The 23,339-nt window shown below is 39.9% G+C and carries 21 protein-coding genes and 1 pseudogene; 18 read left to right on the top strand and 4 right to left on the bottom strand.

Annotated features, from left to right (window positions below; genetic code table 11):
• Positions 1–48: 48 nt before the first annotated feature.
• Complete coding sequence (pepF, locus tag BN53_RS00305; protein WP_009558860.1) at positions 49–1,848, bottom strand: oligoendopeptidase F; 1,800 nt, start codon at positions 1,846–1,848, stop codon at positions 49–51.
• Positions 1,849–2,010: 162 nt separating this feature from the next.
• On the opposite strand from pepF, the gene BN53_RS00300 reads away from it, so the two are divergent.
• The 6 genes from BN53_RS00300 (at position 2,011) to cydC (ending at position 10,056) form a co-directional block, all read left to right on the top strand.
• Positions 2,011–3,222 (top strand): LCP family protein, encoded by a 1,212-nt coding sequence (locus BN53_RS00300; protein WP_009558859.1) that lies wholly within the window; start codon positions 2,011–2,013, stop codon positions 3,220–3,222.
• 51 nt (positions 3,223–3,273) lie between these two features.
• Complete coding sequence (locus tag BN53_RS00295) at positions 3,274–3,966, top strand: DUF554 domain-containing protein (RefSeq protein ID WP_009558858.1); 693 nt, start codon at positions 3,274–3,276, stop codon at positions 3,964–3,966.
• 170 nt (positions 3,967–4,136) lie between these two features.
• Positions 4,137–5,573: a cytochrome ubiquinol oxidase subunit I gene (locus BN53_RS00290; RefSeq protein WP_009558857.1), complete on the top strand. Its 1,437-nt coding sequence runs from the start codon at positions 4,137–4,139 to the stop codon at positions 5,571–5,573.
• 1 nt (position 5,574) lies between these two features.
• Complete coding sequence (gene cydB, locus BN53_RS00285; RefSeq protein WP_009558856.1) at positions 5,575–6,600, top strand: cytochrome d ubiquinol oxidase subunit II; 1,026 nt, start codon at positions 5,575–5,577, stop codon at positions 6,598–6,600.
• Complete coding sequence (cydD, locus tag BN53_RS00280) at positions 6,600–8,315, top strand: thiol reductant ABC exporter subunit CydD (RefSeq protein ID WP_009558855.1); 1,716 nt, start codon at positions 6,600–6,602, stop codon at positions 8,313–8,315. Before cydB ends, cydD begins: the two co-directional genes overlap by 1 nt.
• On the top strand, positions 8,308–10,056 hold the full coding sequence (cydC, locus tag BN53_RS00275) for a thiol reductant ABC exporter subunit CydC (protein ID WP_009558854.1): 1,749 nt from the start codon (positions 8,308–8,310) through the stop codon (positions 10,054–10,056). The genes cydD and cydC overlap by 8 nt, the downstream gene beginning before the upstream one ends.
• 17 nt (positions 10,057–10,073) lie before the next feature.
• Here cydC and BN53_RS00270 read toward each other — a convergent pair whose 3' ends face one another.
• Positions 10,074–11,066: a polyprenyl synthetase family protein gene (locus BN53_RS00270; protein ID WP_009558853.1), complete on the bottom strand. Its 993-nt coding sequence runs from the start codon at positions 11,064–11,066 to the stop codon at positions 10,074–10,076.
• A 58-nt stretch (positions 11,067–11,124) separates the two neighbouring features.
• Between BN53_RS00270 and BN53_RS00265 the strand changes: the two genes are divergently transcribed.
• The 8 genes and pseudogenes from BN53_RS00265 (at position 11,125) to BN53_RS00230 (ending at position 18,064) form a co-directional block, all read left to right on the top strand.
• On the top strand, positions 11,125–12,024 hold the full coding sequence (locus tag BN53_RS00265; protein ID WP_009558852.1) for a prenyltransferase: 900 nt from the start codon (positions 11,125–11,127) through the stop codon (positions 12,022–12,024).
• Positions 12,025–12,045: 21 nt separating this feature from the next.
• Complete coding sequence (locus tag BN53_RS00260; protein ID WP_009558851.1) at positions 12,046–13,266, top strand: NAD(P)/FAD-dependent oxidoreductase; 1,221 nt, start codon at positions 12,046–12,048, stop codon at positions 13,264–13,266.
• A gap of 103 nt (positions 13,267–13,369) precedes the next feature.
• Positions 13,370–13,744 (top strand): hypothetical protein, encoded by a 375-nt coding sequence (locus tag BN53_RS00255; protein ID WP_009558850.1) that lies wholly within the window; start codon positions 13,370–13,372, stop codon positions 13,742–13,744.
• A 16-nt stretch (positions 13,745–13,760) separates the two neighbouring features.
• A complete protein-coding gene (locus tag BN53_RS00250; protein ID WP_009558849.1) occupies positions 13,761–15,302 on the top strand; it encodes an ABC-F family ATP-binding cassette domain-containing protein in 1,542 nt (513 codons plus the stop codon).
• 35 nt (positions 15,303–15,337) lie between these two features.
• Positions 15,338–16,111 carry a threonine/serine exporter family protein gene (locus BN53_RS00245; RefSeq protein ID WP_009558848.1) on the top strand — a complete coding sequence of 258 codons (774 nt, stop codon included), beginning with the start codon at positions 15,338–15,340 and terminating at the stop codon, positions 16,109–16,111.
• A 2-nt stretch (positions 16,112–16,113) separates the two neighbouring features.
• Complete coding sequence (locus BN53_RS00240) at positions 16,114–16,584, top strand: threonine/serine exporter family protein (protein ID WP_009558847.1); 471 nt, start codon at positions 16,114–16,116, stop codon at positions 16,582–16,584.
• Positions 16,585–16,858: 274 nt separating this feature from the next.
• Positions 16,859–17,371: a hypothetical protein gene (locus BN53_RS00235; RefSeq protein WP_009558846.1), complete on the top strand. Its 513-nt coding sequence runs from the start codon at positions 16,859–16,861 to the stop codon at positions 17,369–17,371.
• A gap of 33 nt (positions 17,372–17,404) precedes the next feature.
• Positions 17,405–18,064: pseudogene (locus BN53_RS00230) on the top strand (LVIS_2131 family protein).
• 36 nt (positions 18,065–18,100) lie between these two features.
• Here the strand turns inward: BN53_RS00230 and BN53_RS00225 are convergent.
• A complete protein-coding gene (locus BN53_RS00225; RefSeq protein ID WP_009558843.1) occupies positions 18,101–19,612 on the bottom strand; it encodes an O-antigen ligase family protein in 1,512 nt (503 codons plus the stop codon).
• Positions 19,613–19,687: 75 nt separating this feature from the next.
• Positions 19,688–19,984, bottom strand: coding sequence for a DUF2187 family protein (locus BN53_RS00220; protein WP_009558842.1), 297 nt, complete (start codon positions 19,982–19,984; stop codon positions 19,688–19,690).
• An 88-nt stretch (positions 19,985–20,072) separates the two neighbouring features.
• Here BN53_RS00220 and BN53_RS00215 point away from each other — a divergent pair, with 88 nt between their 5' ends.
• The 4 genes from BN53_RS00215 to BN53_RS00200 all read left to right on the top strand — a co-directional run bounded on the left by BN53_RS00215 (position 20,073) and on the right by BN53_RS00200 (position 23,327).
• Entirely contained in the window at positions 20,073–20,618 is a 546-nt protein-coding gene (locus BN53_RS00215) for an AAA family ATPase (protein ID WP_009558841.1), read from the top strand.
• A 156-nt stretch (positions 20,619–20,774) separates the two neighbouring features.
• On the top strand, positions 20,775–21,257 hold the full coding sequence (locus BN53_RS00210) for a C40 family peptidase (protein WP_009558840.1): 483 nt from the start codon (positions 20,775–20,777) through the stop codon (positions 21,255–21,257).
• 245 nt (positions 21,258–21,502) lie between these two features.
• Positions 21,503–22,216 carry a C40 family peptidase gene (locus tag BN53_RS00205; RefSeq protein WP_009558839.1) on the top strand — a complete coding sequence of 238 codons (714 nt, stop codon included), beginning with the start codon at positions 21,503–21,505 and terminating at the stop codon, positions 22,214–22,216.
• Between the two features lie 205 nt (positions 22,217–22,421).
• The gene (locus BN53_RS00200; RefSeq protein ID WP_009558838.1) at positions 22,422–23,327 is read left to right on the top strand and encodes a C40 family peptidase; all 906 of its coding nucleotides are present in this window, start codon (positions 22,422–22,424) and stop codon (positions 23,325–23,327) included.
• The last annotated feature ends 12 nt before the right edge of the window (positions 23,328–23,339 follow it).

Here is a 23,339-nt window from a genome sequence, read left to right as displayed (position 1 = left end):
ATATTTACTTGGGCCGATAGTCAAATTAATTTTTTATCAGGTTGAAAATTAAAGCTTTTCAATCAATGATTCAAATTCATTTAATCGTTTTTCAAAGGTCTTGAAGGCATCTTCTAGATAGTCTTTCTTGGTCATATCAACGCCGGCCTTTTTCATGATGTCAACTGGGTAGGCGCTAGAACCTGATTTAAGGTAAGTGAGGTAAGCTTCAACATCTTCAGGCTTGCCGTGAACGACCTTGTTAGCTAAAGCAGTAGCTGCTGCAAAGCCAGTCGCATATTGGTAAACGTAGAAGTTGTAGTAGAAGTGCGGAATTCTTGACCATTCAAGCGCAATGTCGCCGCCTGGTTCAACCGCATCGCCGTAGTATCTTTGGTTTAATTCGCCATAGAAGTTATCTAATACTTCGGCCGTAAGTGGTTCGCCATTTGCATCGGCTTCGTGAATGAATTGCTCAAATTCCGCAAATTGAGTTTGACGGAAGAGGGTTCCCTTGAATGAATCTAAGTAGTGATTCAAGATGAAGGCTCTGGTCTTAGGATCAGTTACGTGATCTAAGAAGTATTCTGTCAAAATGTTTTCGTTAGTAGTTGAAGCAATTTCAGCCACAAAAATTGGATAATCGCCATAAACATATGGTTGGTAGTGGCGAGAGTACCAAGAATGCATGGAGTGACCAGTTTCGTGAACTAGGGTATAAAGATTATCGAGAGTATCTTCCCAGTTCAACAATTCATATGGATCAGTATCGTAAGCTCCGCCAGAGTATGCACCAGTACGCTTGTTTTTGCTTTCGACTACGTCGATTACTCGATTATTGAAAATGTAATCTACATGTTCCAAGTAGTCTTGTCCAAGTGGTGCCAGGGCCTTTTTAGCTTCAGCCTTAGCTTCTTCAAAGTTATAAGTCAGAGTAGACTCACCAGTCAAAGGCGTGTACATATCCCACATTTGCAAGTCTTTCAAACCTAAAAGCTTCTTGCGCAAGGCTACGTAGCGGTGAAGCAAGTCTAGATGCTTGTTGACTTCTTCAATCAAAGTATCATAAACCACAGTTGGAATGCCATTGCTATCTAAAGCAGCCTCTCTAGCTGACTTGTAGTTATGGACGCGAGCTTGGAAGTTGTGCGCCTTAACTACGCCAGACAAAGTTGAAGCCAAAGTGTTTTGGAATTGGTCATAAGAAGCATACATTACGTCAAAGGCATTCTTGCGAACTTCTCTGTTAGGTGATTGAATCAAAAGTGAGTAAAGACCATCTGATAATTGAACCATTTCGCCATCTTCATCTAGCACATAGCCATATTCCATATCTGAATTGGTCAAAACGCCAAAAGTATTTTCGGCATTGGATAAAGCGTCGCTAGCATCGGCAACCAATCTTTCTTCTTCAGCCTTTAAAGTGTGTGGCTTTTTGCGAGTGATTTGTTCGATCAAGTGCTCGTATTCGGCTAAGCGTGGTTCTTCATCCTTGAATTCAGCCAGTTGTTCTTTAGTCAAAGACAAGATTTCTGGATTGATAAAAGAAGTATTGGCTTCAAATTGTGATGCTAAAGATTGCACTCTAGCTACGTAGCCTAGATAATGGGTGTTAGCAGTGTCAACGTCGCTTGACATTGAAGCATAGACATAGATATTTTCAAATTTGCGCTTAACTGCTAAAATTTTAGTCAGTGCTGCGTAAAGTTGTTTGCCAGATTGGGTAAAATTAGCTTGCAAATCCTTAAGACCAGCGATTTCATCCTTGGATTCAGCCAAGGCGTTTTCCCAATCTTGGTCAGTTTTGAAGATGCGAGTAAGATCCCAGGTTAATTCTTCTGGAACTTCATTTCTAGTTGGAATAGTCATAAAAAATCTCCTTTATATTAGTCTTTGACCTAATTCTAATTGATTGAGATCGAAAAGACAAAATCTAAATAATGGTAAATTTTTGCAAGTAGAACTGTTAACATGGCGCTAAAAGTGCTAATAATAGATCTATGGAATTTTTAAAAGGAAACGAGAGTAGGTATGGAGCAACATCCTAAACGTAGAGAATATCAACAGCAACATCATTTGCGCTCATCAGCTAGTCTGAGTCGCAATCAGGCATTTGCTCTTGCTGATGGTGTGAAAGCACCACAGAATTTAGTTGCTAGAATAATCGCTTTGACTGCTGTGTTAGCAGTTAGTTTTGCCGTTGCTTGGGCAGCTCACTTATATTTTGCAATTCATAGCGGAATCGATCAGGTAAGTGGCCATACAGCAACCTCAGCCCGGATTGCAGCCAAGCAGCCGATTTCAATTTTGGTTTTGGGAGTTGATCAAGGAATTGAAGGCAGACACGACCGCGGTAATTCCGACACGATGATCTTGGCCACCGCTAACCCTGGCAAAAATACTGCCACGATGACTTCGATTCCTCGTGATACTTTGGCGGATATCAAGGGCGATCCTGGCGACAAGTATTATATTTTTAGAATTAATTCTGCTTATGAACTTGGCGGCAGCCAAGCCGCTGTCAAGACGGTTTCCAGTTTGTTAAATGTGCCAGTTCAATATTATGTCGAGGTTAACATGAAAGCTCTAAAGAGCCTAGTTAATGCGCTTGGCGGGGTAGATGTTCAGGTCCCATTTGACTTTAGCTATGATTGGTGCGACTTCCACAAGGGTAAGCAGCACTTAAATGGCCGCCATGCAGTAGCTTATGTCAGAATGAGAAAAGAAGACCCACGTGGTGACTATGGCCGCCAATTGCGCCAGCGTCAAGTAATTGAAGCTATTGCCAAGAAGGCAATGTCAGTCAATACTTTGAGCAATTACCGCAAGCTTGTGACGATCTTTTCTAAATACGTTAAGACTAACTTGAGTTTTAACGATATGATCTTCTTAGCGCTCAACTACCGCGGAGTTATGAAGAACTTGAAGAGCGGCTACATTCAAGGCCACGATGCGTGGATCGATGGCTCATCGATTCAAGTTGCGCCAACATCTGAATTGCAAAAGATTTCAAACATGGTTCGCAAGAACTTGAATCTTGAAACCGAAACTTTGAATAATGAAGAAACTAGACAAAATAAGCTAAACGAAAACAACGTAAACTGGGATGATCCAAATGCCTTTACCACTTATCAGGTTTACGACAAGAGCTCATCTGATACTAATGGCAGTTCTGCGGATACAAATGCAGAGCAATCATCCAGCTCATCAAATGGGGGTCTTTTTGGTGGCTTGTTTAAATAGTCAATATCACGTCGATTGACGTGATATTTTTTTGGAAAAAAGGAGAAAACAATGTTAGGAACAATTGCTAATACATTAGCGCTAGTGGTGGGAACTAGTATTGGTGCCTTAATCAAGCATGGCTTGAAAAAAGAATACGAAAATGTCCTTTATCAAGCTATGGGACTAGCAGCTTTAGGAATCGGCTTAGAGAATGTAGTCAATAATTTGCCCAAAAGCCAGTATCATGTCTTGTTTATTATTAGTCTGGCGCTTGGCGCGATCATTGGCCATAAATTGGATATTGACGGTCATTTCAATCATTTAGTGGCTAAAATGGGCAAATCAGAATTAGGCAAGGGCTTAGCGACAGAAATTTTGCTTTGCTGCATTGGGGCTTTGTCGATTGTTGGGCCAGTCATGGCAGCAGTCAAAGGCGACAATACCATGCTTTATACCAATGCGACCTTGGATTTTGTGACTTCGATTGTCTTTGGTGCTAGCTTTGGCTGGGGGATGCTGGTTGTGCCGCCAGTCTTATTTTGCTGGCAGGGGATGATATATCTGATTGCCAAGTATTTATCTGCTAGTTTCTTTACCGGGGCGGTCATTGTGGAAATTTCTATCGTAGGTGGTTTTTTAATCACATGCACGGGTCTAGCATTGCTGAAAATTAAAGACATAAAGTCATTGAATTTTTTACCAGCTTTGGCTATTCCAATTATTTTCTTTATTTTCAAGACTATATTCCGGCTTTTTTTGTGAAAATTGCTATAATAGTGATGTAGGCCGTAAAGGGATAATCGAAAATTTTTTGAAAGCGATTTAGATTATCACTTGTAAGTGCAGACTATTAGCTATAAACTATAAGTAGGTCATTAAATAATAGCTGTTATTTAATGGGACAGCTCAATTACTTTTTGGAGGTGTAGTTAATGAGCATTGTTAGTTTAGCAAGATTCCAGTTTGCGATGACAACGATCTTCCACTTTTTCTTTGTTCCATTTTCAATCGGAACAGCCTTCGTTGTTGCCGTAATGGAATCTATCTATGTTCATACTGGCAATTCAGAATATAAGAAAATGGCTAAGTTTTGGAGCAATGTCTTCTTGCTAAGTTTCGCGGTGGGTGTTGTTACAGGGCTTATCCAAGAATTCCAATTCGGTATGAACTGGTCAGATTATTCAAGATTTATGGGTGACATCTTTGGTGCTCCATTAGCATTTGAGGCTTTATTGTCATTCTTTATGGAATCAACCTTTATTGGATTGTGGATGTTTACTTGGAATAAAGTGGGCAAGAAACTCCACGTATTCTTTATCTGGATGGTAGTAATTGGTACTATGACTTCCGCTTTGTGGATTTTGGCTGCCAATTCATTTATGCAACATCCAGTTGGCTTTACTATCCGCAATGGCCGTGCAGAAATGGTTGACTTTGCGGCTTTGCTTACCAATAAGCAATTAATGTTTGAATACAGCCACGTAGTTATCGGTGCTTTGTTAACCGGTGCAACTATTATTGCTGGTTTGTCAGCTTTCCAATTCTTGAAGAAGAGAAGTATGTCAGAAGCTGATAGCAAGATCTACAAGAAGTCAATGCGTTTGGGCTTGATCATGATGTTGATCTTCTCAATCGGTTCAGTAACTGCTGGTGACTTGCAAATGAAGTACTTGATCAACGAACAACCTATGAAGTTCGCTGCTACTGAAGCTCTTTACAAGACTACTGGCAAGAGTGCTCCATGGACTGTAGTTGGTATTGCTGATACTAAGACTCATGAAGTTAAGGGAAAGATTGAAGTTCCATACATGCTTAGTTTGCTTTCATATGGCAAGACTACCGGTTCAGTTAAGGGTATGGAAGAAGTTAATGCCGAACTTGAAAAGAAGTATGGTACTACTATCGACGGCCACAAGATGAACTACTACGTTCCAGTTAATACTCTATTTTGGTCATTTAGATTTATGGCAGGATTTGGTGCATTGATGATTCTAGTTGCAATCGTCGGTTTGATTACGACTAGAAAGAAGAAAGAAACTCTCTACAAACACCGCTGGATGCTTTGGGTAGTGGCTTTGATGACCTTTACCCCATTTATTGCTAATACGTGTGGATGGCTTATCACTGAACTTGGTCGTGCTCCATGGACTGTTTATGGATTATTTACAATTGAACAAAGTGTTTCGCCAAACGTTTCAGCTGCGTCATTGTTAACTTCAAACATCGTTTACTTCTGCCTCTTTACTGGTTTGGCAATCGTGATGATCGGCTTAGTTGTTCGTTTCTTGAAGAGCAACGACCCAGAAGCATACATGGCTAAGGAAGCTGAAAGCAAGGCAACTGATCCATTTGCAAAGGGGGCCTTCTAAAATGTCAGCATTACAAATCGTTTGGTTTATCTTAATCGGAGTATTATTCTCAGGCTTTTTCTTCCTCGATGGCTTTGATTTTGGCGTTGGAATGGCGGTTAAAACCGTAGCCCACAATCGTGAAGAAAGAAGTCAGGTAATTTCTACTATTGGACCAGTTTGGGATGGTAACGAAGTTTGGTTGATTACTGCTGGTGGTGCAATGTTTGCATCATTCCCATACTGGTACGCTTCACTATTTTCCGGCTACTACTTAATCCTATTGTTGATTTTGCTCTGCTTGATTATTCGCGGTGTATCATTTGAATTCCGTGCTAAGAGTCCAGAAAACAAGAAGGATCTTTGGGAAAATATGATGGCCCTAGGTAGCTTTTTGGCACCATTTCTATTTGGAGTAATGTTTATTTCAATGGTTAAAGGGATGCCAATCGATGCTCAAGGCAACATGAGCGCACACTTCTTTGACTACTTCAATTGGTTCTCAGTTGTGGGCGGAATTGCTTTGACTTTGCTTTGCTACTTGCACGGCTTGAACTACATTACTTTAAAGACAAAAGGCCCAGTTTCACAAAGAGCACAAAACTATGCTCAAGCTCTTTACTGGGTACTCTACGTGGGCGAATTGATTTTTGCTTTGCTTTTGATTTTCCAAACAGACTTTATTAGCGTTCACCCAGCGTCAACTTTGATCTGCTTGCTAGTAATTGTGGCATTATCAATTTACGCTCATAGTTCTACCTTTACTAACCACCAAGGTCACGCCTTTATTGCTAGTGGTTTGACTTTGGTTGCTTTGGTTGCTTTATTATTTACTGGTTTATTCCCAAGATTGATGATTTCTTCAATCAGCAGTAAATACAACTTAGTTATCCAAAGCGCATCATCATCACACTATACATTAGTAGTTATGACTATTGCGACTGTAATTTTTGTCCCACTTGTTTTGGCATATACTGCTTGGTCATATTGGATTTTCCGCCGGCGGATTGAAAAGCCAAGAGTGGGAGAAGCAGGAGAAGGATATTAATGATTGATCGACACCTATTTCACTTAACAGGTGCTGGCTCGATCGTAAGAAGGCTTGCAGTGCTTGAGGTTCTGCAGGCCTTTTTAATTATCGGACAGGCACTTTCATTGACAGCAGTATTAACCAAGCTTTGGCAAGGACATGCAATTGATTGGCTTTTATTATTGGCCTTTGCCATCTGCTTTTCTGGACGACAATTTTTGGATTGGCTAAGAGGAGGCTGGTTGGAAAATTATTCAAGCCAAGTATCAGAAGAATTGCGAAAAGATTTATTAGTTAAGGTCTTCAATGAAGGCCAAGCTTTAGTTCAAAAGCAAGGAACTGGTAGCTTGATTACAATGGCGCTAGATGGAATAGATGAAGTTCGAAACTATATTAAATTGATCTACAGCAAAGTGCTAACCATGATGGCTGTGCCGGTTTTGATCTTGATCGCCATGTTTATTCTAAATTGGCAATCGGCCCTAATTTTGCTGATCATGTATCCATTGATTGTGCTATTTATGATCATTTTGGGTTATGCTGCGCAAAGCAAGGCAGACCGTCAATTTGGCAATTTCCAGCGTTTGTCTAATAACTTCATTGATTCGCTTAGAGGAATCGATACTTTGAAGTATTTTGGCCTAAGCAAGCGTTACTCAAAGAGTATCTTCAACTTGAGCGAAGACTTCCGCAAGAAGACTATGAATGTGCTTAAAGTAGCGATGCTTTCAACTTTTGCCTTGGATTTCTTTACTACTTTGTCAATTGCGGTTGTGGCCGTTTATTTAGGATTTGGTCTGCTAAAAGGCGAAATCACGCTTTTCCCAGCTTTAGGAATTTTGATTTTGGCACCAGAATATTTCTTGCCAATTAGAAATTTTGCCGGGGACTATCATGCCACTCTTGATGGCAAAAATGCCTTTAAGCGAATTAATCAGTTGATTGACGCACCAAAAGAACCAGTTCAAGAACTTGTTTTGACTAACTGGAGCGCTGATTCAGAACTTGAAATTGACGATTTGAACTTTGCTTATGCACAAGGCAGCAAGATCGGGCCAATCGCTTTGAAGCTCAAAGGATATCAAAAAGTTGGTATCATCGGCATGAGTGGATCAGGCAAGAGTAGTTTGATCAACTTGCTGGGCGGATTTTTAACGCCTGCTAGTGGTCAAATCAAGTTGCAAGGCCAATCAGCCGAAACGATGAATATTCCAGCCTGGCACAAGCAGATGATCTATATCCCTCAGCATCCTTATGTCTTTACTAGCAGCTTGCGCGACAATATTGCCTTTTACACCCCAGATGCTAGCGATGAGGAAATCATGCAAGCTATTCATGTTATGGGATTAGATGAATTGCTGGCAGAACTACCTGAGGGCTTAGATACGATTATTGGTCAAGGAAAGCGTGCCTTGTCTGGTGGACAGGCGCAAAGAATCGCTTTAGCTAGAGCTTTATTAGACAAAAAGCGCCACATTATGGTGCTTGATGAACCAACGGCCCATTTGGATATTGAAACTGAAATTGATATCAAAAGCCGCATGCTTCCGTTGATGGAAAATAAACTAGTTTTATTTGCAACGCACCGGATGCACTGGGTCAAGGATATGGATTACATCTTGGTAATGAACCAGGGCAAATTAGTTGAGCAAGGAACTTATGAAGAATTGGCTGCTAAGGGCGGCTACTTTAATGAATTGATGCAAGAAATGCGAGGTGGCAAAGTTGATTAAAAATCTACCGATCTTTAAGGCGCTTGAACATGATCGCTGGGTTCGTCCATTTTTGCGTCAATATAAAAAGAGCTTAATTGTCGCAATTTTCCTTGGAATTATGACTTATGTGGCCGGAGCTGGCTTAATGTTTACCTCAGGCTACTTGATTTCTAAGGCTGCGACTAAGCCAGAAAATATTTTGTTGATCTATGTGCCAATTGTTTTGACTAGAGCTTTTGGGATTGCTCGGCCAACTTTTCGTTATTTAGAGCGACTGGTTAGTCACAACTGGGTTTTGAAGATGACCTCAAAATTGCGCAAGCGTTTGTATGACTCTTTGGAACAAGATGCAGTTTTTTTCAATAGCAAATATCAACTAGGCGACATCTTGGGACTGCTATCAGATGATGTGAGTCATATTCAAAACCTCTACTTGAGATCAATCTTCCCAATGCTTGTGTCTTGGGGACTATATGCAATTATTGTGATTGGTCTTGGCGTCATCTCACCTTTGATGGGTTTATGGATGCTTTTGGTCTTTGGCTTGATCATTTTTGCAATTCCAATCTGGTCAGTCTTGGTAAATGGAGCAAGACAAGTCTACCGCAAGCAATTGCAGGATGAACTTTACGTTGACTTGACTGACAATGTAATGGGCGTTTCTGACTGGGTTTTGTCAGGTCGAGGAAATGAATATTTAGACTTGCACGTTAACAACCAAGAAAAGTTGCTCAAGGTTCATTTGAAGATGGCCAAATTTGAGCGCTTGCGCGACTTGTGCTTGCAGCTGCTTTACCTATTAGGGATTATTAGCTTGATCGTCTGGGGTGCAGCTACTTTTGGCGGACATCCTAGCGCTGCCACTAATTGGATTGCAGCCTTTGTCCTAGCTGTTTTTCCAGTGGTTGATGCCTTGGCTCAACTTCCTGGTGCAGCTCAAGAAACCAATGTTTACCAGGATTCTTTGGTTAGATTGAATAATTTGCCAGAAACTAAGAAAAGCCAAAGCCAAAAAATTGAACTTGCTGCTCCTTATAAATTGGAGCTTGACCAAGTTCGCTATACTTACCCAGGTCAAAGTAAAGAGATTTTGCAAGGAATCAGCTTGGAAATTGACCAAGGCGAAAAATTAGCCATCCTGGGTAAAAGTGGATCAGGTAAGAGTACTTTGGCTAGCTTATTAAGAGGAGACCGGATTCCTACAGCTGGTTCAATCAAGTTAAATGGGATCTCGACTAGTGAATTTGGCGATCAGATGCCTGATTATATTGCCGTCATCAACCAAACGCCATACTTGTTCAATACCACGATTGCCAATAATTTGCGTCTTGGCAATGAAGAAGCTAGCGATGAACAATTGTGGGATGCGCTAGAGCGAGTTGGGCTAAAACAAATGATCGAAAAATTGCCAAACAAGTTAGAAACCATGGTTCAAGAAGCTGGACTGCGCTTTTCTGGTGGTGAGCGTCACCGCTTGGCTTTAGCGAGGGTGCTTTTAAAGAATTCACCAATTGTCTTGTTAGATGAGCCAACGGTTGGCCTAGACCCAATCACTGAACAAGCTGTCATCAACACGATTATGGGGCAGTTAGCAGATAAAAGCTTGATTTGGATTACCCACCACTTGCAAGGAATCGATCTCATGGATCGAGTTATCTTCTTAGAAGATGGGGAATTGACGATGCAAGGCAGTCCTAAGGAGCTTTGGGACAGTCAAGAGCGCTTCCGTCAACTAAAAAAGGCCGACCAGGGTTTATAGCTTGGTCAGCCTTAGGATTATAAAGTTCGAGTCAATAGTTTATTGGTGATCTTCAAAAGTGTCTTTTGAGCACTGCTATGTGGAAGTTGATTCAAGATTTGAACTGCTTCGTCAGTATACTTCTTGGCAAAAGCCCGGCTTTCATCAATGATTGAGCTGTTTAACAAAAGGCTCTGCACTTCACTGATATCAGCTGAAGTCATTTGATCCTTTTTGTCTAATAGCTTCTTTAAGGCCAGCTTTAAGTCGTTATTTTGCAAGGCCAAAAGAATTGGCAAGGAGTAAACGCCAGTTTTTAGATCTTCTAGGGTTGGCTTGTTGAAGTTCTTGCTGCCAGTGTAATCCAAGATGTCGTCGACGATTTGGAAGGCAATGCCGATCTTTTCGCCAAATTCAGCCATCAATTGGGTTTTCTTGGCATCAGCCCCAGCAAAATAGGCACCTTCTTCAGCTGCCAATTTTAATAAAGCAGCGGTCTTACCTTTGACGTTAGCAATATATTGCTCGATTGTTTGGGCTTGGTTGAAGCGTGCTCCCATTTGCGACAATTCGCCGTCGAGGATATGATGCATGGTGTGGGCGTTTTTAGAAAGATAGATTCGATCAGCCCCAGCGCGCAAAATCAAATCGAAAAAGTGCGTAAACAGCAAATCGCCGGCATAGACGGCAACATCTTTGCCAAAATGAGTCTGAATGCTCGCTTGTCCGCGGCGCTCATCAGCTTCATCGATGATATCGTCGTGAATTAGAGTTGCCATATGCAAGATTTCGATTGAAGCAGCCAGCTGAATGAGTTGGTCGTTATCAATTTTGTCTTTTTCGCCAGCAGCTTCTGCACTCAAAAATAGCAGGGCTGGACGTAAGTATTTGCCACCGTTATCAGCCATTGTCAAAAGGGCTTTTTGCAGATCTTGATGATGGGTTTGGATGTTCTCATTGATAAATTGATTGACTGAAGTCAATTGTTTAGAAATTATTGGGTATTGGAGCCATTGTTTAGTAATATTCATTGGATCTTTCCTTATAATATAGTTGAAACTTTATGTAGTTGAAGGGATGTGTTTTTTATTGAAAATTAGCGTTTTTCTGGAACTAGTTGAAATTAAAGCTAAAGTTGCCAGCGTAGCGCCTTTTCTTTTAGGTTTATTTTACAGTATTTTTGCTTATCATCATACTAATCCGCTACTAGCAATTGTATTTTTTATTGCGATGTTTTTGTACAACATGGTCGTTGATATGCTCGACAACTACAGTGATTATTATCGCGCGGATAGTAAGTCTTATCAACAAAATACTAATATTATCGGACGCGAACATATTGATCCTAAGCTAGTTCGGAATTTGATGTGGGCTTTTACCATTATTTCTGCTTTGCTAGGCTTATGGCTTGTGAATCAGGCAGGATTAGCGGTATTATGGTTAGGGTTATTCTGTTTTGCAATCGGTTACTTATACTCATCAGGTCCTTTGCCAATTTCCAATCTGCCTTTAGGAGAGTTCTTCTCAGGCTTTACTATGGGCTTTGTGATTGTATTTTTGAGCGTGTACTTGAATAGCTACCAAGTATTTGTTTGGAACTGGGCAAGTGTCTTAAATATCTTTTTGCTAGCCTTGCCGCTAGAGTTGTGGATTTCTAATTTGCTTTTAGCAAATAATATCTGCGATGCACAAGAAGATGAGGATAACCATCGCAAAACGATTATTCATTTTATTGGTAAAAAGGCAGGCCTTGCTGCCTACACAATAAAGAATATTGTGATATTTATCGTACTTATGCTATTGCCGCTTTTGCAAGTAGCGCCAAAATCAGTTTGGCTGACAATTTTTCTAGTACCTTTCGTTTATCAGCAAAATAAGATATTGGTGGCTAAGCAAGTCAAAACAGAGACCTTCATTACCGCAGTTAAGACTCTTTTGATGGGGTCACTGATTTATATCGTTACTTTTTTGATTGGAATTCTACTTTAATTGAACAACGGAGGAAAAGTTATGAAAAAGATTGTTGTCTTGGGTGCTGGTTACGCTGGTTTGAAGACTGTGGTTGATTTACAGAAAAAATTCCGTGATCAAGCTAAGATCGTTTTAATCAACAATGTACCATATCACTATGAAACTATGCGTTTGTATGAAGTAGCTTCAGGTAACTACCCATACACTAAGATGTCATTTGAATTGTCTGACGTAATTCGTCCATCAATGACTGAATTAGTTGTCGCAAATGTTGAAAAGGTTGACTACGAAAACAAGCAAGTAATTTTGACTGATCATGAACCAGTATCATACGACTACTGTGTAATTGGTTTAGGCTTTACTTTGGGTACGCGCGGAATTGAAGGCGCAGATGAATACACTTTGCCAATGCACGATGTAAAATCAGCTGAAGCAATTCGCGACCGTATTTACGAACAAATGCAAGCTTACCGTCAAGATCGCGATGCTAAGCACTTGCAAATCGTAATTTGCGGGGCAGGTTTCCAAGCAGTTGAATTAGCTGGTGCAATTGCAGAATCGCGTCCTAGATATGCCAAGATGGCTGGCTGCAACCCTGAAGATATTAAGATCACTATGTTAGATGGTTCGCCAAGAGTTTTGCCAATGTTTAACGACAAGCTTTTAGCTTATGCTTTAGACATCATGAAGAAGCGCGACATTGAATTGATCAATCCAGCTTACGTTCAAAAGGTAACTGAAGACTCTGTTTCATACAAGATGGCTAAGGCTCCTGAAGGAACTGAACTAACTGTAATTAAGGCTGGTACTATGATCTGGATGATGGCCTTCAGTGGACACCCAATTACTGAAAAGTCTGGCTTCAAGCAAAACCGCTACCGTGTAATGGTTTCAGAACACTTAACTGCACCAGAAAGCGACGATGTTTACATCTTGGGTGAAGATGCTGCGGTAATGATGCCTGGCAAGAAATTCCCATACCCACCAACTGCCCAAATGGCTTTAACTATGGGTACTTATGCAGCTAAGGACCTTGCAGCTAGAATTGGCGGCACTAGTCGACCAGCAGCTTACACTTACAAGTCATTAGGTGAAGTATGTTCAATCGGTGAAGACAAGGCTGTAGGTATGGCAATGGGTAAGCCATACAAGGGCTATCTTGCATCTGCTTTGAAGAAGATGATTATCAACAAGTCTCTTCTTGAAATCGGCGGTATGAAGCAAGTATTTGGCGTAGGTCGTTTTGACTTATACCACTAAAATTTTCAAAATAAGAAAAACAGTATAAAATAGGTGACAAGTACTAAAATGATTTGGTGCGGGCCACTTATTTTTTTGATGTTTTTTCAAGAGAGGAATCAACATGAAAGCAAAACCTAAATTAACCTTTCCGATCGTCTACGGGCTAATTTCAGCTTTGATTGCCTTTATTGCTGTATTTTTTATTGCACATGGCAACTTTAGATTGAGCCTGCCAGTTTCTATTGCTTTGGCAGGAATTTCATCTATTTTGTTTTATATTTTTTCTTATTTCCGCGGACATGCCAGCAGCGAAATCAAGCGCATTGTGCAAGAATATCATTTGACTGACCAGGAACTTGCCAAGATGACTGGGTTAAAGGTTAGCGATTTTCCTATCTATCACGATCGCTTGCAATTGATTTTGCCTAAAAGATACTGGCCTAGAATCCTAGATATTTTGCAAAAATACGAACAAGAACAAAAAAATAAACAGTAGTTAGGACTGGGAATGAATGAGCTTATTAGAGGTAAAGAATTTAAGTCAAAGCTTTATTGATAAAACTTTATACGAAAATGCCAACTTCGTTTTGAACAAAGAAGACCATATGGGAGTTACTGGTCAAAATGGAGTGGGAAAATCGACCTTGATCAAGATTTTGACTGGGGAAATTATTCCAGATGAAGGATCAGTCAAATGGCAAAATAAAGTCAGCGTGGGCTATCTTGATCAGTATGCAAAATTAAGCCCTGGCGTAACGATTAGGGGTTTTTTACGGACGGCTTATGATAATTTATATGCCAAAGAAAAAGAGCTGACAGAGCTTTATACGCGTTATGGCGAAAGTGGGGATGATACTTTGCTAGAAAAAGCTGGCAAAGTGCAAACTTTTCTTGAAGAAAATAATTTCTACAACATCGATACAGAAATTGAGCAAGTTGCTTCTGGACTTGGTCTAGCAGAACTCGGGTTTGACCATGATGTGTCAAAATTGTCTGGTGGACAAAGATCTAAGATTATTTTGGCTAAGCTACTTTTAGAAAGTCCAAATGTCTTAGTTTTGGACGAACCAACCAATTATTTAGATGTTTCTCATATTGATTGGCTAGTTGAATATTTGAATAACTTTGCTGGAGCTTTTATCGTTGTTAGTCACGACTATGACTTTTTGGGACGAATTGCCAATTGCATTATTGATATCGACTTTGGCACGATTACCCGCTATACCGGCACGCTCAAGCAAGCTACTGGACAAAAAGCAGCTAACCGCGAAACCTACCTAAAGGCCTATGCCAACCAGCAACGCAAGATTGCTAAGACTGAAGAATATATTCGAAAGAACAAGGCAGGTACGCGGGCTAAAAGTGCCAAATCTCGGGAAAAGCAATTAGCGAGAATGGATATTTTGAATCCGCCAAAAAACAACAAAAAGGCTAAATTTGATTTTCCATATGTGGCAACGGCTTCTAATTTGCTTTTGCAAACGCAAGATTTGGTGATTGGCTATGACCAAGCTTTGGTTAAGACTGCCTTCAATTTCTCAGTTGGCGGCAGCGAAAAAGTAGCCATCACCGGCTTTAACGGAATCGGCAAAACCACTTTATTGAAGACTTTGCTAGGGCAGATCAAGCCAATTTACGGCAGCTTTGATCTCTCAATTACAGCTAAACTAGCTTACTTCAAGCAGGATTTGACCTGGCCAAATGGCAATATGACTGCCTTGCAGTACTTGCAAGAAGAGTTTGAGCGCAAAAAGCCCAAAGAATTGCGACAAGCTTTAGCTAAGATGGGGCTAACTGCTCAGCAGGCAATGAGTCCGTTAAAGGAATTGTCTGGTGGGGAACAAGAAAAGGTGAAATTAGCCAAGATGCAGTTTGAACCAGCTAATTTGCTGTTTTTGGACGAACCAACCAACCACTTGGACAATGATACTAAGGATGCATTAAGAAAAGCAATTATCAATTTCCCAGGAGGGGTAATTATCGTTAGTCACGAACGAGACTTCTTCAGAGGAGACTGGATTGACAAGACTATTGATTTAGAAAAATTGGCTTAAGATTCATCAAATGCCATAACTAGCGTGGAATAACTATGACAAATAAAGAAAGTGAAAAATTTTATCAAGAAATCCTCGACATCTGCCTAACAGCTGGACGACTAATGATCGAAGGCGGCAGCGAAATGTACCGGGTTGAGGATACAATGCTCAGAATTGCGCGAAATGCAGGAATTGATGATCCCAGAGTTTTTGCAACGCCAACTGGTATTTTTATGAGTTTGGATGGCGGGGATATGATGCAGATGAAGCAGATCCGCGACCGCAATATTAATCTAGAGTTAGTTGACCGAGTTAATGACTTGTCGCGCCAATTTGCGACCAAAAAAATCAATCTAACTCAATTAAGACAAGCGATCTTGGATGTAGCAACTAATACCCCAGCTTTTCCGCTGTGGCTGCAAGCAGTTGGAGCTGCTACTTTAAGTGCGACCTTAATGGTTTTATTCATGGATGACTATGACTGGGTCGATTTTCCAGCTGCTGCAGTAGTTGGCGTTTTGGGTTATGTCTTCTATGTTTATTTCAAGCGCTATACTAAGGTTCGGTTTTTATCTGAATTAGTCTCTGCTATGCTGATGGGGATGGCGGCAATTGGCATTCATTTTATGTTTCCGCAGACAATCGTCGACAATATTTTGATCGGTGCTTTGATGACGTTGGTTCCAGGATTAGCTTTAACCAACGCTTTAAGAGACTTGTTCATGGGCGATCTGTTATCAGGAGTTGTTAGGATGTTTGAAGCTACTTTGACGGCTTTGGCCCTAGGAGGCGGAGTGGCAATTATGATTAAATTTTTGGGAGCGTAAGAATGCCATTTTGGTTGGAGATTTTAATCAATATTATCTTTTCATATGTTGCATCAGTCGGCTTTGCTTTAACGATCAATGTTCCCCACCGAGTTTTGAATTTGGCCGGGGTGAGCGGAATTATCGGCTGGATGACTTATTGGCTTTTGGCTAAGGCTGGATCTGGTAGAATGCTGTCTAATTTAATGGGGGCTTTTATAATTGGAATTATGGGACTAATTTTTGCCAGAATAAAAAAGGCTCCAGTGACAGTGTTCAACATTCCAGCTTTAGTTCCATTAGTACCGGGCGTGCCAGCTTATCAGGCGGTTAGGTCGCTAGTTAATGGGGATGTCGATGCAGGCGAAGCGGCAATTTTGCGAGTGGCCGTAGTTACTTGTTCGATTGCCTTGGGAATTTTGCTTTCAACTATGTTTACTGAAATGTTAAACCGAACGCGAAAAGTTTACAAAAACAAGCGCAAAAGGATATAATATTAGCGACGAGTCGAAAAAAGAACGCGAGATGCGGATATTTTTGAGATAGGGGACGTCTGCTTTTGATAGCAAGCACGGGAAGTGCCGACGTTGATTGCCCTGATGTGAACAGGTAGTAATCACACATTTTGTGCCCTGATTGAAAGAGGCAGGCCTTTTTAATAAGACCTGCCTTTTTCTGTTTGCGATTATGATTTGCTAATTGCAGGTTTTTGTGGCAAATTTATAAATATAATATTGAATTAGAATTTTGGGTAGAGGAAAATTTGTTTTGAAGATAAAGTTAAATGACTTAGTTAATAAAATTGAAAACGAAGATTATATTCAGGACTTGGAAACTGTTAAATACGCTACCATCAGCAAGTCCAAGACCAAGCTTAAATCTTATGCAGAGAAGATGGTCAATGAGGTTGTAGCAGCTTATAAGCATGACTCTTTGATTCGAACTAGTTTAGAAGTTGAAGGCCAGCGCCCAGCAACTTTTAGTTTGGAAAATAATATTATCAATTTGCCATATGCAAACTATAAAAAGATCTATAATTTCTTTGATGAAGGAAGCGAAAATGATGTAAATCTTTACTTTGAAACTAGTTCAGACTTTTTGAACGCATCAGCTTTCAGAATCGATTTATTAGCTAGTGAGGCAGAATTGTTAGCCGACCCAGACAAGTATGTTGAACTTTTAACTGAGCAAATATTTGAAAAGTTGCAGACCATCCGCAACTACGAAAATGAGCCTAAAGAAGCTAAGGAAGACGAAAAGGAAAGTAGTTCTGACAAATAGGAGCGGGGTAACTCCTAGATAGGGAGAAAAAGAATGTTAGATTTTTTAGTTGTAACTGGTGGAAGTCAAAAAACAGGTTGGAATTTCTTGGGAATTCTGCTAGTAGTAGCGATTATCTTGTACTTGGTGTTTATCGTGCAAAATATTCGCCAGCGCCGAATTAAGATGATTATCAAAGAGCACAAGCGCTTTACTTGGAAGAATACGCTATTGTCGCTTGTGGAAGTAGTTGCTTTTCTTGTGGCCAGTGTTTGGATGTTCAACAATGTCTTTTTGGATAATCCAGACCTTGAGGATAGTAGCCGTATCACTTCTAGCGTTGAATATAAGCCACTAGTTCTTGAAACAGGTGGCAGTGGCAATTCTAGCTATGTGACAATTGACTCAGCTAAGAAGAAGGTGGGCTCACAAGAATATACCTTCTATATTGATGGACAAAAATATAAAGTTCCAGGTACGCAAGCCTCAGTTGCTTTTGGTCCCAAGGTTTTGGACGTTAGTGCAGAAAAGATTCCATATAATGATAAAGTCTTAGCCAAAAAAGACCAACAATACCAAAAGGCTTATGTGGCTATCTATACAGCTGTTTACAAGAAAAATTAGCAAAATGGCCTAGGCTTTCATTCTGGCAGAGTTGCGACCAAGTATTACTTGATTCGAATTCCAGATGGCAGCTTTATCAAATATAAATAAAAAAATTGAGGTTCAATTTCGAACCTCAATTTTTGTTTAGGCAGTAAATTTATTTTTCTTAAATAAGCTAAGCAAATAGCCACTGACAAAGGCTAAGATGAAGCTAGACGTCAAGAAGTCCATCACGTTGCCAGAGAAGAAGGCTGCAGCTAGCATAAAGCTAATTGCCACCAGCAAGCTGCTAGTCAAGAAGTTGCGGTTCTCTTTTCTAGCCAGCCAGTTGATAATAGCATAAAGCAGAATAGCCAAATAAGGCCCTACAAAAAGCAGCATTCCGAGCCACCCTAAGGAATAGACCTGAGACAAAAAGTCACGCTCAAGATTGAAAATATTGCTTTCTCGAGTGTAAGAAATTCCTAGCACTTTATCTAAGCGATTATTGTTAGTTGCTCGTACTTGATTGAGCATGGCGATTTCTAGATGCCGGTTTTGCAAGCGCAAATCGCCTGGCTCTTTCATGATGCCGAGCCAAAATTCTGGATCATATTGATAAGAATAGGATTTAAAGACAAATTTGGGATTTAAGGCATAAGCTTTGTAATTTTTGCGAATAAATCCCTTCAAGAATTCATCTTTTTCCTTTTTAGTTGAAGCCTTGGCTAGGCCTTTTTCTAGCTGAGCATTTTCGGCTTTTAGATTATGATCGGATAACTGGGCTAGATAATTTTCATAGCGGTAGCGCTGAATAGCTGGCGTAAAAGGCGTTATGGCTAATCCTCCAACTTCGATTGCTACAAGGGCTAGGATGGCTTTTTTGTTTAATTTAGCATCTTTAAATAAAAAGACATGAAGCAAGTAGACGATCAAGCAGATGATGATTCCGCCAATCAATCCGGCTAAAGCGACTTTGGTGCCTATTTCAACCATGGCCAGCGCCTGAATGGTTGTTGTGAGCAAAATTTTCCAGTCAAACTCACTGAGCAAGTAGTAAATAATTAGCGGCAAGAGCATGAATAAAACGGCTGAAATCATATTGGAAAAATTGAAAAAGCCTTTAGAAGCTAGGTGAGAGTAACCAATTTTTCCAGAAAACCAGCTAAAAATGTTGGCCGAAATAAAACCGTCGCCATATGAGCGAAGGGAGATTACAAATAAATTGCTTAGCACAATCGTAGCTGAAAAAATCAGCGACAAAAGCTGAATCAACCCCTTGAAGCTTTCTTTAGTGAAACTAAGTTCTTTGGTCAAATAAAGCACAAATAACGGCAGAAACATTCTAATTAGGTAAAATATTTCGCTAGTAGTAGAGTAATTGTAATCATTTGGGTTAACGCTAGTAAAAGTTTTGACATGAATCAAGTGAGCTAAACAATAGGCGATCAATAAGCATAGATAAACAATTAGCCATTTGTTTTTGCCTAATTTTTGCCAATTGCTTTTTTGACTGTAGAACATCAAGAATATGACGCCACAAGCCAAAATTCTAAAAATAGTTGGCAAAGTAAAGGGCAAAATATCAGCCAGCTTGCCATTGTAGAACCAATAAAAGTCTAGGAATGGCTGCAGTAGAATAAAATAAAAAATTATATTTTTGATTTTTGCATTCATAATTCTTCTCCTAAAATCTATCCCTATAATTGTAGGCAAAAAAACACCAGGAATGCAATTCCTGGCGTAAATTCTTTATTTTTCTTCTTCGGTCTTTGGCATAGTTGGCTTAACTTTTTCAACTTTAACTTCGTTAGTTGAGGCTACCTTGCTGTTTTTAGCAACGCGACCAACCTTCAAATTCTTGAAATTAACCACGATCTTATGATTTAAATCGCTGATTGAAGCTTCATCGATTGGATCATATGAAGTGATAGATAGAAGAGCAGAATTTTCATAAATCTTTTCTACTTTACCTTGGAAAGGCTTCTTAAGTTCTTCTTCTGATTTACCAGTAAGAATGGCGCCAACTTTAACATCTGCTTTTTTCATATGGAAGGTTCTTCCTTTCTTAAACTTTGTTCTTCAATAGTAGAATGTTATTATAAAGTAACCAAGTTTACAAGGGAAGAAGCTCAATATGAAGAAAATAATTTTAATTGCTGGTCCAAGTGGTGCAGGAAAGACAACTATTTCAGAATATTTAACCAAGAATTTTGCGATTCCTAGGGTGCTCACGCACACTACTAGGCCAAAGCGAGCAGGCGAAGATGAAAATAGCTACTATTTTGAAAATGATGAAACTTTTGCTCAGCTCCATTTCTTTGAACATGTACATTATGGGGCCTATCAATATGGATCAAGCCAAGAATCTTTAGATAAGGCTTGGCTTGAGCATGATTTGGTTTCCTTAATTGTTGATATTGAGGGAGTTAAATCTTACATTAACCGCTTGAAAGACCAGGTCTATTTTCTTTACGTTAAAACTTCAACCATTGAAGAGTTGCGTGAAAGATTATTAGAGCGTGGCGACAAGCCTGAAACAATCAACCAAAGACTCAGTGGCAAGGAACTAAATGCCTTGCCTAAGGAGCTAGAGCCATTTGCTCATATATTAGTCAACGATGATTGGCAGACAACTACTAATTGGCTAGATCAAATGGTTCAAACTTTGACAAAAAAATAAAAAATTGCATAATTCTCGCTTTATTGAAACCTTTCTTAATCAGTTAGTAGTTACTTTGAAACATACGTGTAACATTTAATGGGTATTATATAAACCGTTGAAAGATTTGAGAAAGTAAAAAGTCAAAAACGACTTTGATAAAGGAGAGAATTAATTTTGAATTTTAGACATACTTTAGTTAAACTTGTTGCAGCTGTATCATTCTTATTTGTAGGTGCTGTCGCTACCCAAGCTATTAACCCTACTTCAACTAACCAAACTGTTCAAGCTGCTAGCGATAACGATGCAGATGATGTGGTTAAATTAGCAACTGCTCAAGTGGGCAAGCCTTATGTTTATGGTGCAACTGGTCCTTACGCATTTGACTGCTCAGGATTAGTTCAATATGTTTTCCGTAAGGCTGCTGGCGTTAACTTAGCTAGAACTACTTACCAACAAGTTTACCAAGGCAAGTCTGTTTCATTGAAGAACCTTAAGAAGGGTGACTTGTTATTCTGGGGTGCTCCATCAGCTCCTTACCACGTAGGTATTTACGTTGGCGGCGGCAAGTATGTTCACGCTGCTACTCCAGGCCAAGGCGTAATTAAGCAAAGCTTGAGCGGCTACTTCTACCCATCAGCTGCTAAGCGCGTGCTTTAATATCGATTTTCAAAATTAATTAGCTCATACAAGAAAAGTCAGGTTTAGAAGTTCTAGGCCTGGCTTTTTCAGATTGGACTATACTTTTTTACTTACTGGTATCATTTTTGTAACACGATTGTAATATGTCCCTAGTAATATAGATTTCGTAAAGTTATTTAAGAAATTCTAAATATTGATCATTTGTAGCCAAACTATTAGTTTTTGCTACCGTATGAACTTAAGTTTTTAGGGAGAAATTAATTTTGAATATTAAGAGCAATTTAGTAAAGGCCACTGCTGCTGCGGCTCTAACGATCACTGGAATTTCAGCAATCAATGCTGTTAAGCCAAGTACTACTTCACATGTACAAGCAGCTACTACTCAAGTAAAGATTAACTATGTTCCTGGTTATGGAATTAACGTTTGGGACAATTACAACCACGGTCATTTTACTGGCATTCGCGTTCAACATGGCAGCCTTCAAAATGTCATGGATACCCAAGTTGATGACAAGGGTAGAACTTGGTACAAGATTGGCGAAAATCAATGGATTCTTGCCCAATATACTGTAAGTCCTGACAAGAAGGTTAAGTCTAAGAAGTCTGTTCAAGCTGCTGATGAAGCTGCGGGTATTGTTGCTTTAGCTAAGGCTCAACTTGGTTCAGCTTATGTTTGGGGCGGAACCAACCCTGGTGGCTTTGACTGCTCAGGTTTAGTTCAATACGTATATAAGAATGCTGCTGGCATTAGCTTAGGTAGAACTACTTACCAACAAGTTAAGTCAGGTACTAGCGTATCAATGAACAACTTGCAAGCTGGTGACTTGTTGTTCTGGGGCTCAGCAAGCGCTCCTTACCACGTAGGTATTTACTTAGGTGGTGGCAAGTACATCCACGCAGCTACTCCAGGTCAAGGGGTAGTTATTCAATCACTTAGCTCATACTTCTACCCATCAGTAGCTAAGCGTGTACTTTAAACTTACATCGATCAATAGAAATAAAAAAGAAGCAGGTTAGAACATTTTTCTAGTCTGTTTTTTCTTTGGCAGACATTTCTTAATACAAATTTACAAATATGTAATACAATTGAGATATGACCGGGTTAATATAATATTGATCACATAGAAGATAAAAAAGTGCTACAATAGTTTTGCTTTTTTGCTACCAAAGGGGAATAAGAAAATGAACTTTAAGTTATTCAAACTTGGTGCAGCAGCGGCTTTAACAGTTTCGGGAGCCAGCGTAATCTCGAATTTAAAGCCGGTGGCTGCCACTACTTATAAATCTGCGATCAAACGCGTCAAAATCAGCTATCTGCCAGGTAATGGCGTTAGAATTTGGACTAATTATCAAAATGGTCGATTCATGGGCTTTCGGGCAAAAGATGGCACCGAATGGAATGTAGTTAAGACTGCCGTAGATAAGAGCGGCAATCTTTGGTACATGGTCGGTGACAACGAATGGATTCAAGCTCGTTATACTGTCGACATTGCATCGACTGCTAGTGATTTGAAAGCTGAAAAGAAGTCTAAGTCACTTTTGACCAAGGCTAAAGAAGCTGTCACAATCAAACTTCCAGATAAAGCAGACAAGACTGATAAAAAAGAAGAAACCAAGACTAGCAAAACTGCTAAGGCAAGTACAAAAAAGACTGCGGAAGTAGCGACTGTGGCCACAAGTACTTTAAATAAAGAAAGTAAAGAAAGCAAAAATGTCAGTCAATCGGTTGATTCAGTCCAAGGCATCATCAATTTAGCTAAAGAACAAGTTGGCAAGAGCTATGCCTGGGGGGCAAACGGTCCAGATACCTTTGACTGCTCAAGCTTGGTGCAATATGTCTACCAAAAAGCAGCCGGCATCAACTTGCCTAGAACGACTTATGATCAAGTCAAGGTTGGCCAAACAGTTTCAATTAATGAGTTGCAGCCAGGCGATTTGATCTTCTGGGGTTCAACTAATGCTCCATATCACGTCGCTCTGTATATTGGCAACAATCAATATGTAAATGCCGCAACTCCAGAACAAGGCGTTGTTTTGCAAACGCTAAGTTCATATTATTACCCAACTATTGCTAAAAGAATTTTATAAAAATAAGGCATT

The sequence above is a fragment of the Lactobacillus pasteurii DSM 23907 = CRBIP 24.76 genome (assembly GCF_000297025.1).
In the GTDB taxonomy this organism is placed as follows: domain Bacteria; phylum Bacillota; class Bacilli; order Lactobacillales; family Lactobacillaceae; genus Lactobacillus; species Lactobacillus pasteurii.
Note: the sequence above shows the minus strand (reverse complement) of the source record. Positions and strands in the feature narration are given on the sequence as shown.

What these genes read in the sequence shown, in the direction of transcription:
- pepF (WP_009558860.1), bottom strand. Translation starts at nt 1,848, where the DNA reads ATGACTATTCCAACTAGAAATGAAGTTCCAGAAGAATTAACCTGGGAT.
- BN53_RS00300 (WP_009558859.1), top strand. Translation starts at nt 2,011, where the DNA reads ATGGAGCAACATCCTAAACGTAGAGAATATCAACAGCAACATCATTTG.
- BN53_RS00295 (WP_009558858.1), top strand. Translation starts at nt 3,274, where the DNA reads ATGTTAGGAACAATTGCTAATACATTAGCGCTAGTGGTGGGAACTAGT.
- BN53_RS00290 (WP_009558857.1), top strand. Translation starts at nt 4,137, where the DNA reads ATGAGCATTGTTAGTTTAGCAAGATTCCAGTTTGCGATGACAACGATC.
- cydB (WP_009558856.1), top strand. Translation starts at nt 5,575, where the DNA reads ATGTCAGCATTACAAATCGTTTGGTTTATCTTAATCGGAGTATTATTC.
- cydD (WP_009558855.1), top strand. Translation starts at nt 6,600, where the DNA reads ATGATTGATCGACACCTATTTCACTTAACAGGTGCTGGCTCGATCGTA.
- BN53_RS00270 (WP_009558853.1), bottom strand. Translation starts at nt 11,066, where the DNA reads ATGAATATTACTAAACAATGGCTCCAATACCCAATAATTTCTAAACAA.
- BN53_RS00260 (WP_009558851.1), top strand. Translation starts at nt 12,046, where the DNA reads ATGAAAAAGATTGTTGTCTTGGGTGCTGGTTACGCTGGTTTGAAGACT.
- BN53_RS00255 (WP_009558850.1), top strand. Translation starts at nt 13,370, where the DNA reads ATGAAAGCAAAACCTAAATTAACCTTTCCGATCGTCTACGGGCTAATT.
- BN53_RS00250 (WP_009558849.1), top strand. Translation starts at nt 13,761, where the DNA reads ATGAGCTTATTAGAGGTAAAGAATTTAAGTCAAAGCTTTATTGATAAA.
- BN53_RS00245 (WP_009558848.1), top strand. Translation starts at nt 15,338, where the DNA reads ATGACAAATAAAGAAAGTGAAAAATTTTATCAAGAAATCCTCGACATC.
- BN53_RS00240 (WP_009558847.1), top strand. Translation starts at nt 16,114, where the DNA reads ATGCCATTTTGGTTGGAGATTTTAATCAATATTATCTTTTCATATGTT.
- BN53_RS00225 (WP_009558843.1), bottom strand. Translation starts at nt 19,612, where the DNA reads ATGAATGCAAAAATCAAAAATATAATTTTTTATTTTATTCTACTGCAG.
- BN53_RS00220 (WP_009558842.1), bottom strand. Translation starts at nt 19,984, where the DNA reads ATGAAAAAAGCAGATGTTAAAGTTGGCGCCATTCTTACTGGTAAATCA.
- BN53_RS00215 (WP_009558841.1), top strand. Translation starts at nt 20,073, where the DNA reads ATGAAGAAAATAATTTTAATTGCTGGTCCAAGTGGTGCAGGAAAGACA.
- BN53_RS00200 (WP_009558838.1), top strand. Translation starts at nt 22,422, where the DNA reads ATGAACTTTAAGTTATTCAAACTTGGTGCAGCAGCGGCTTTAACAGTT.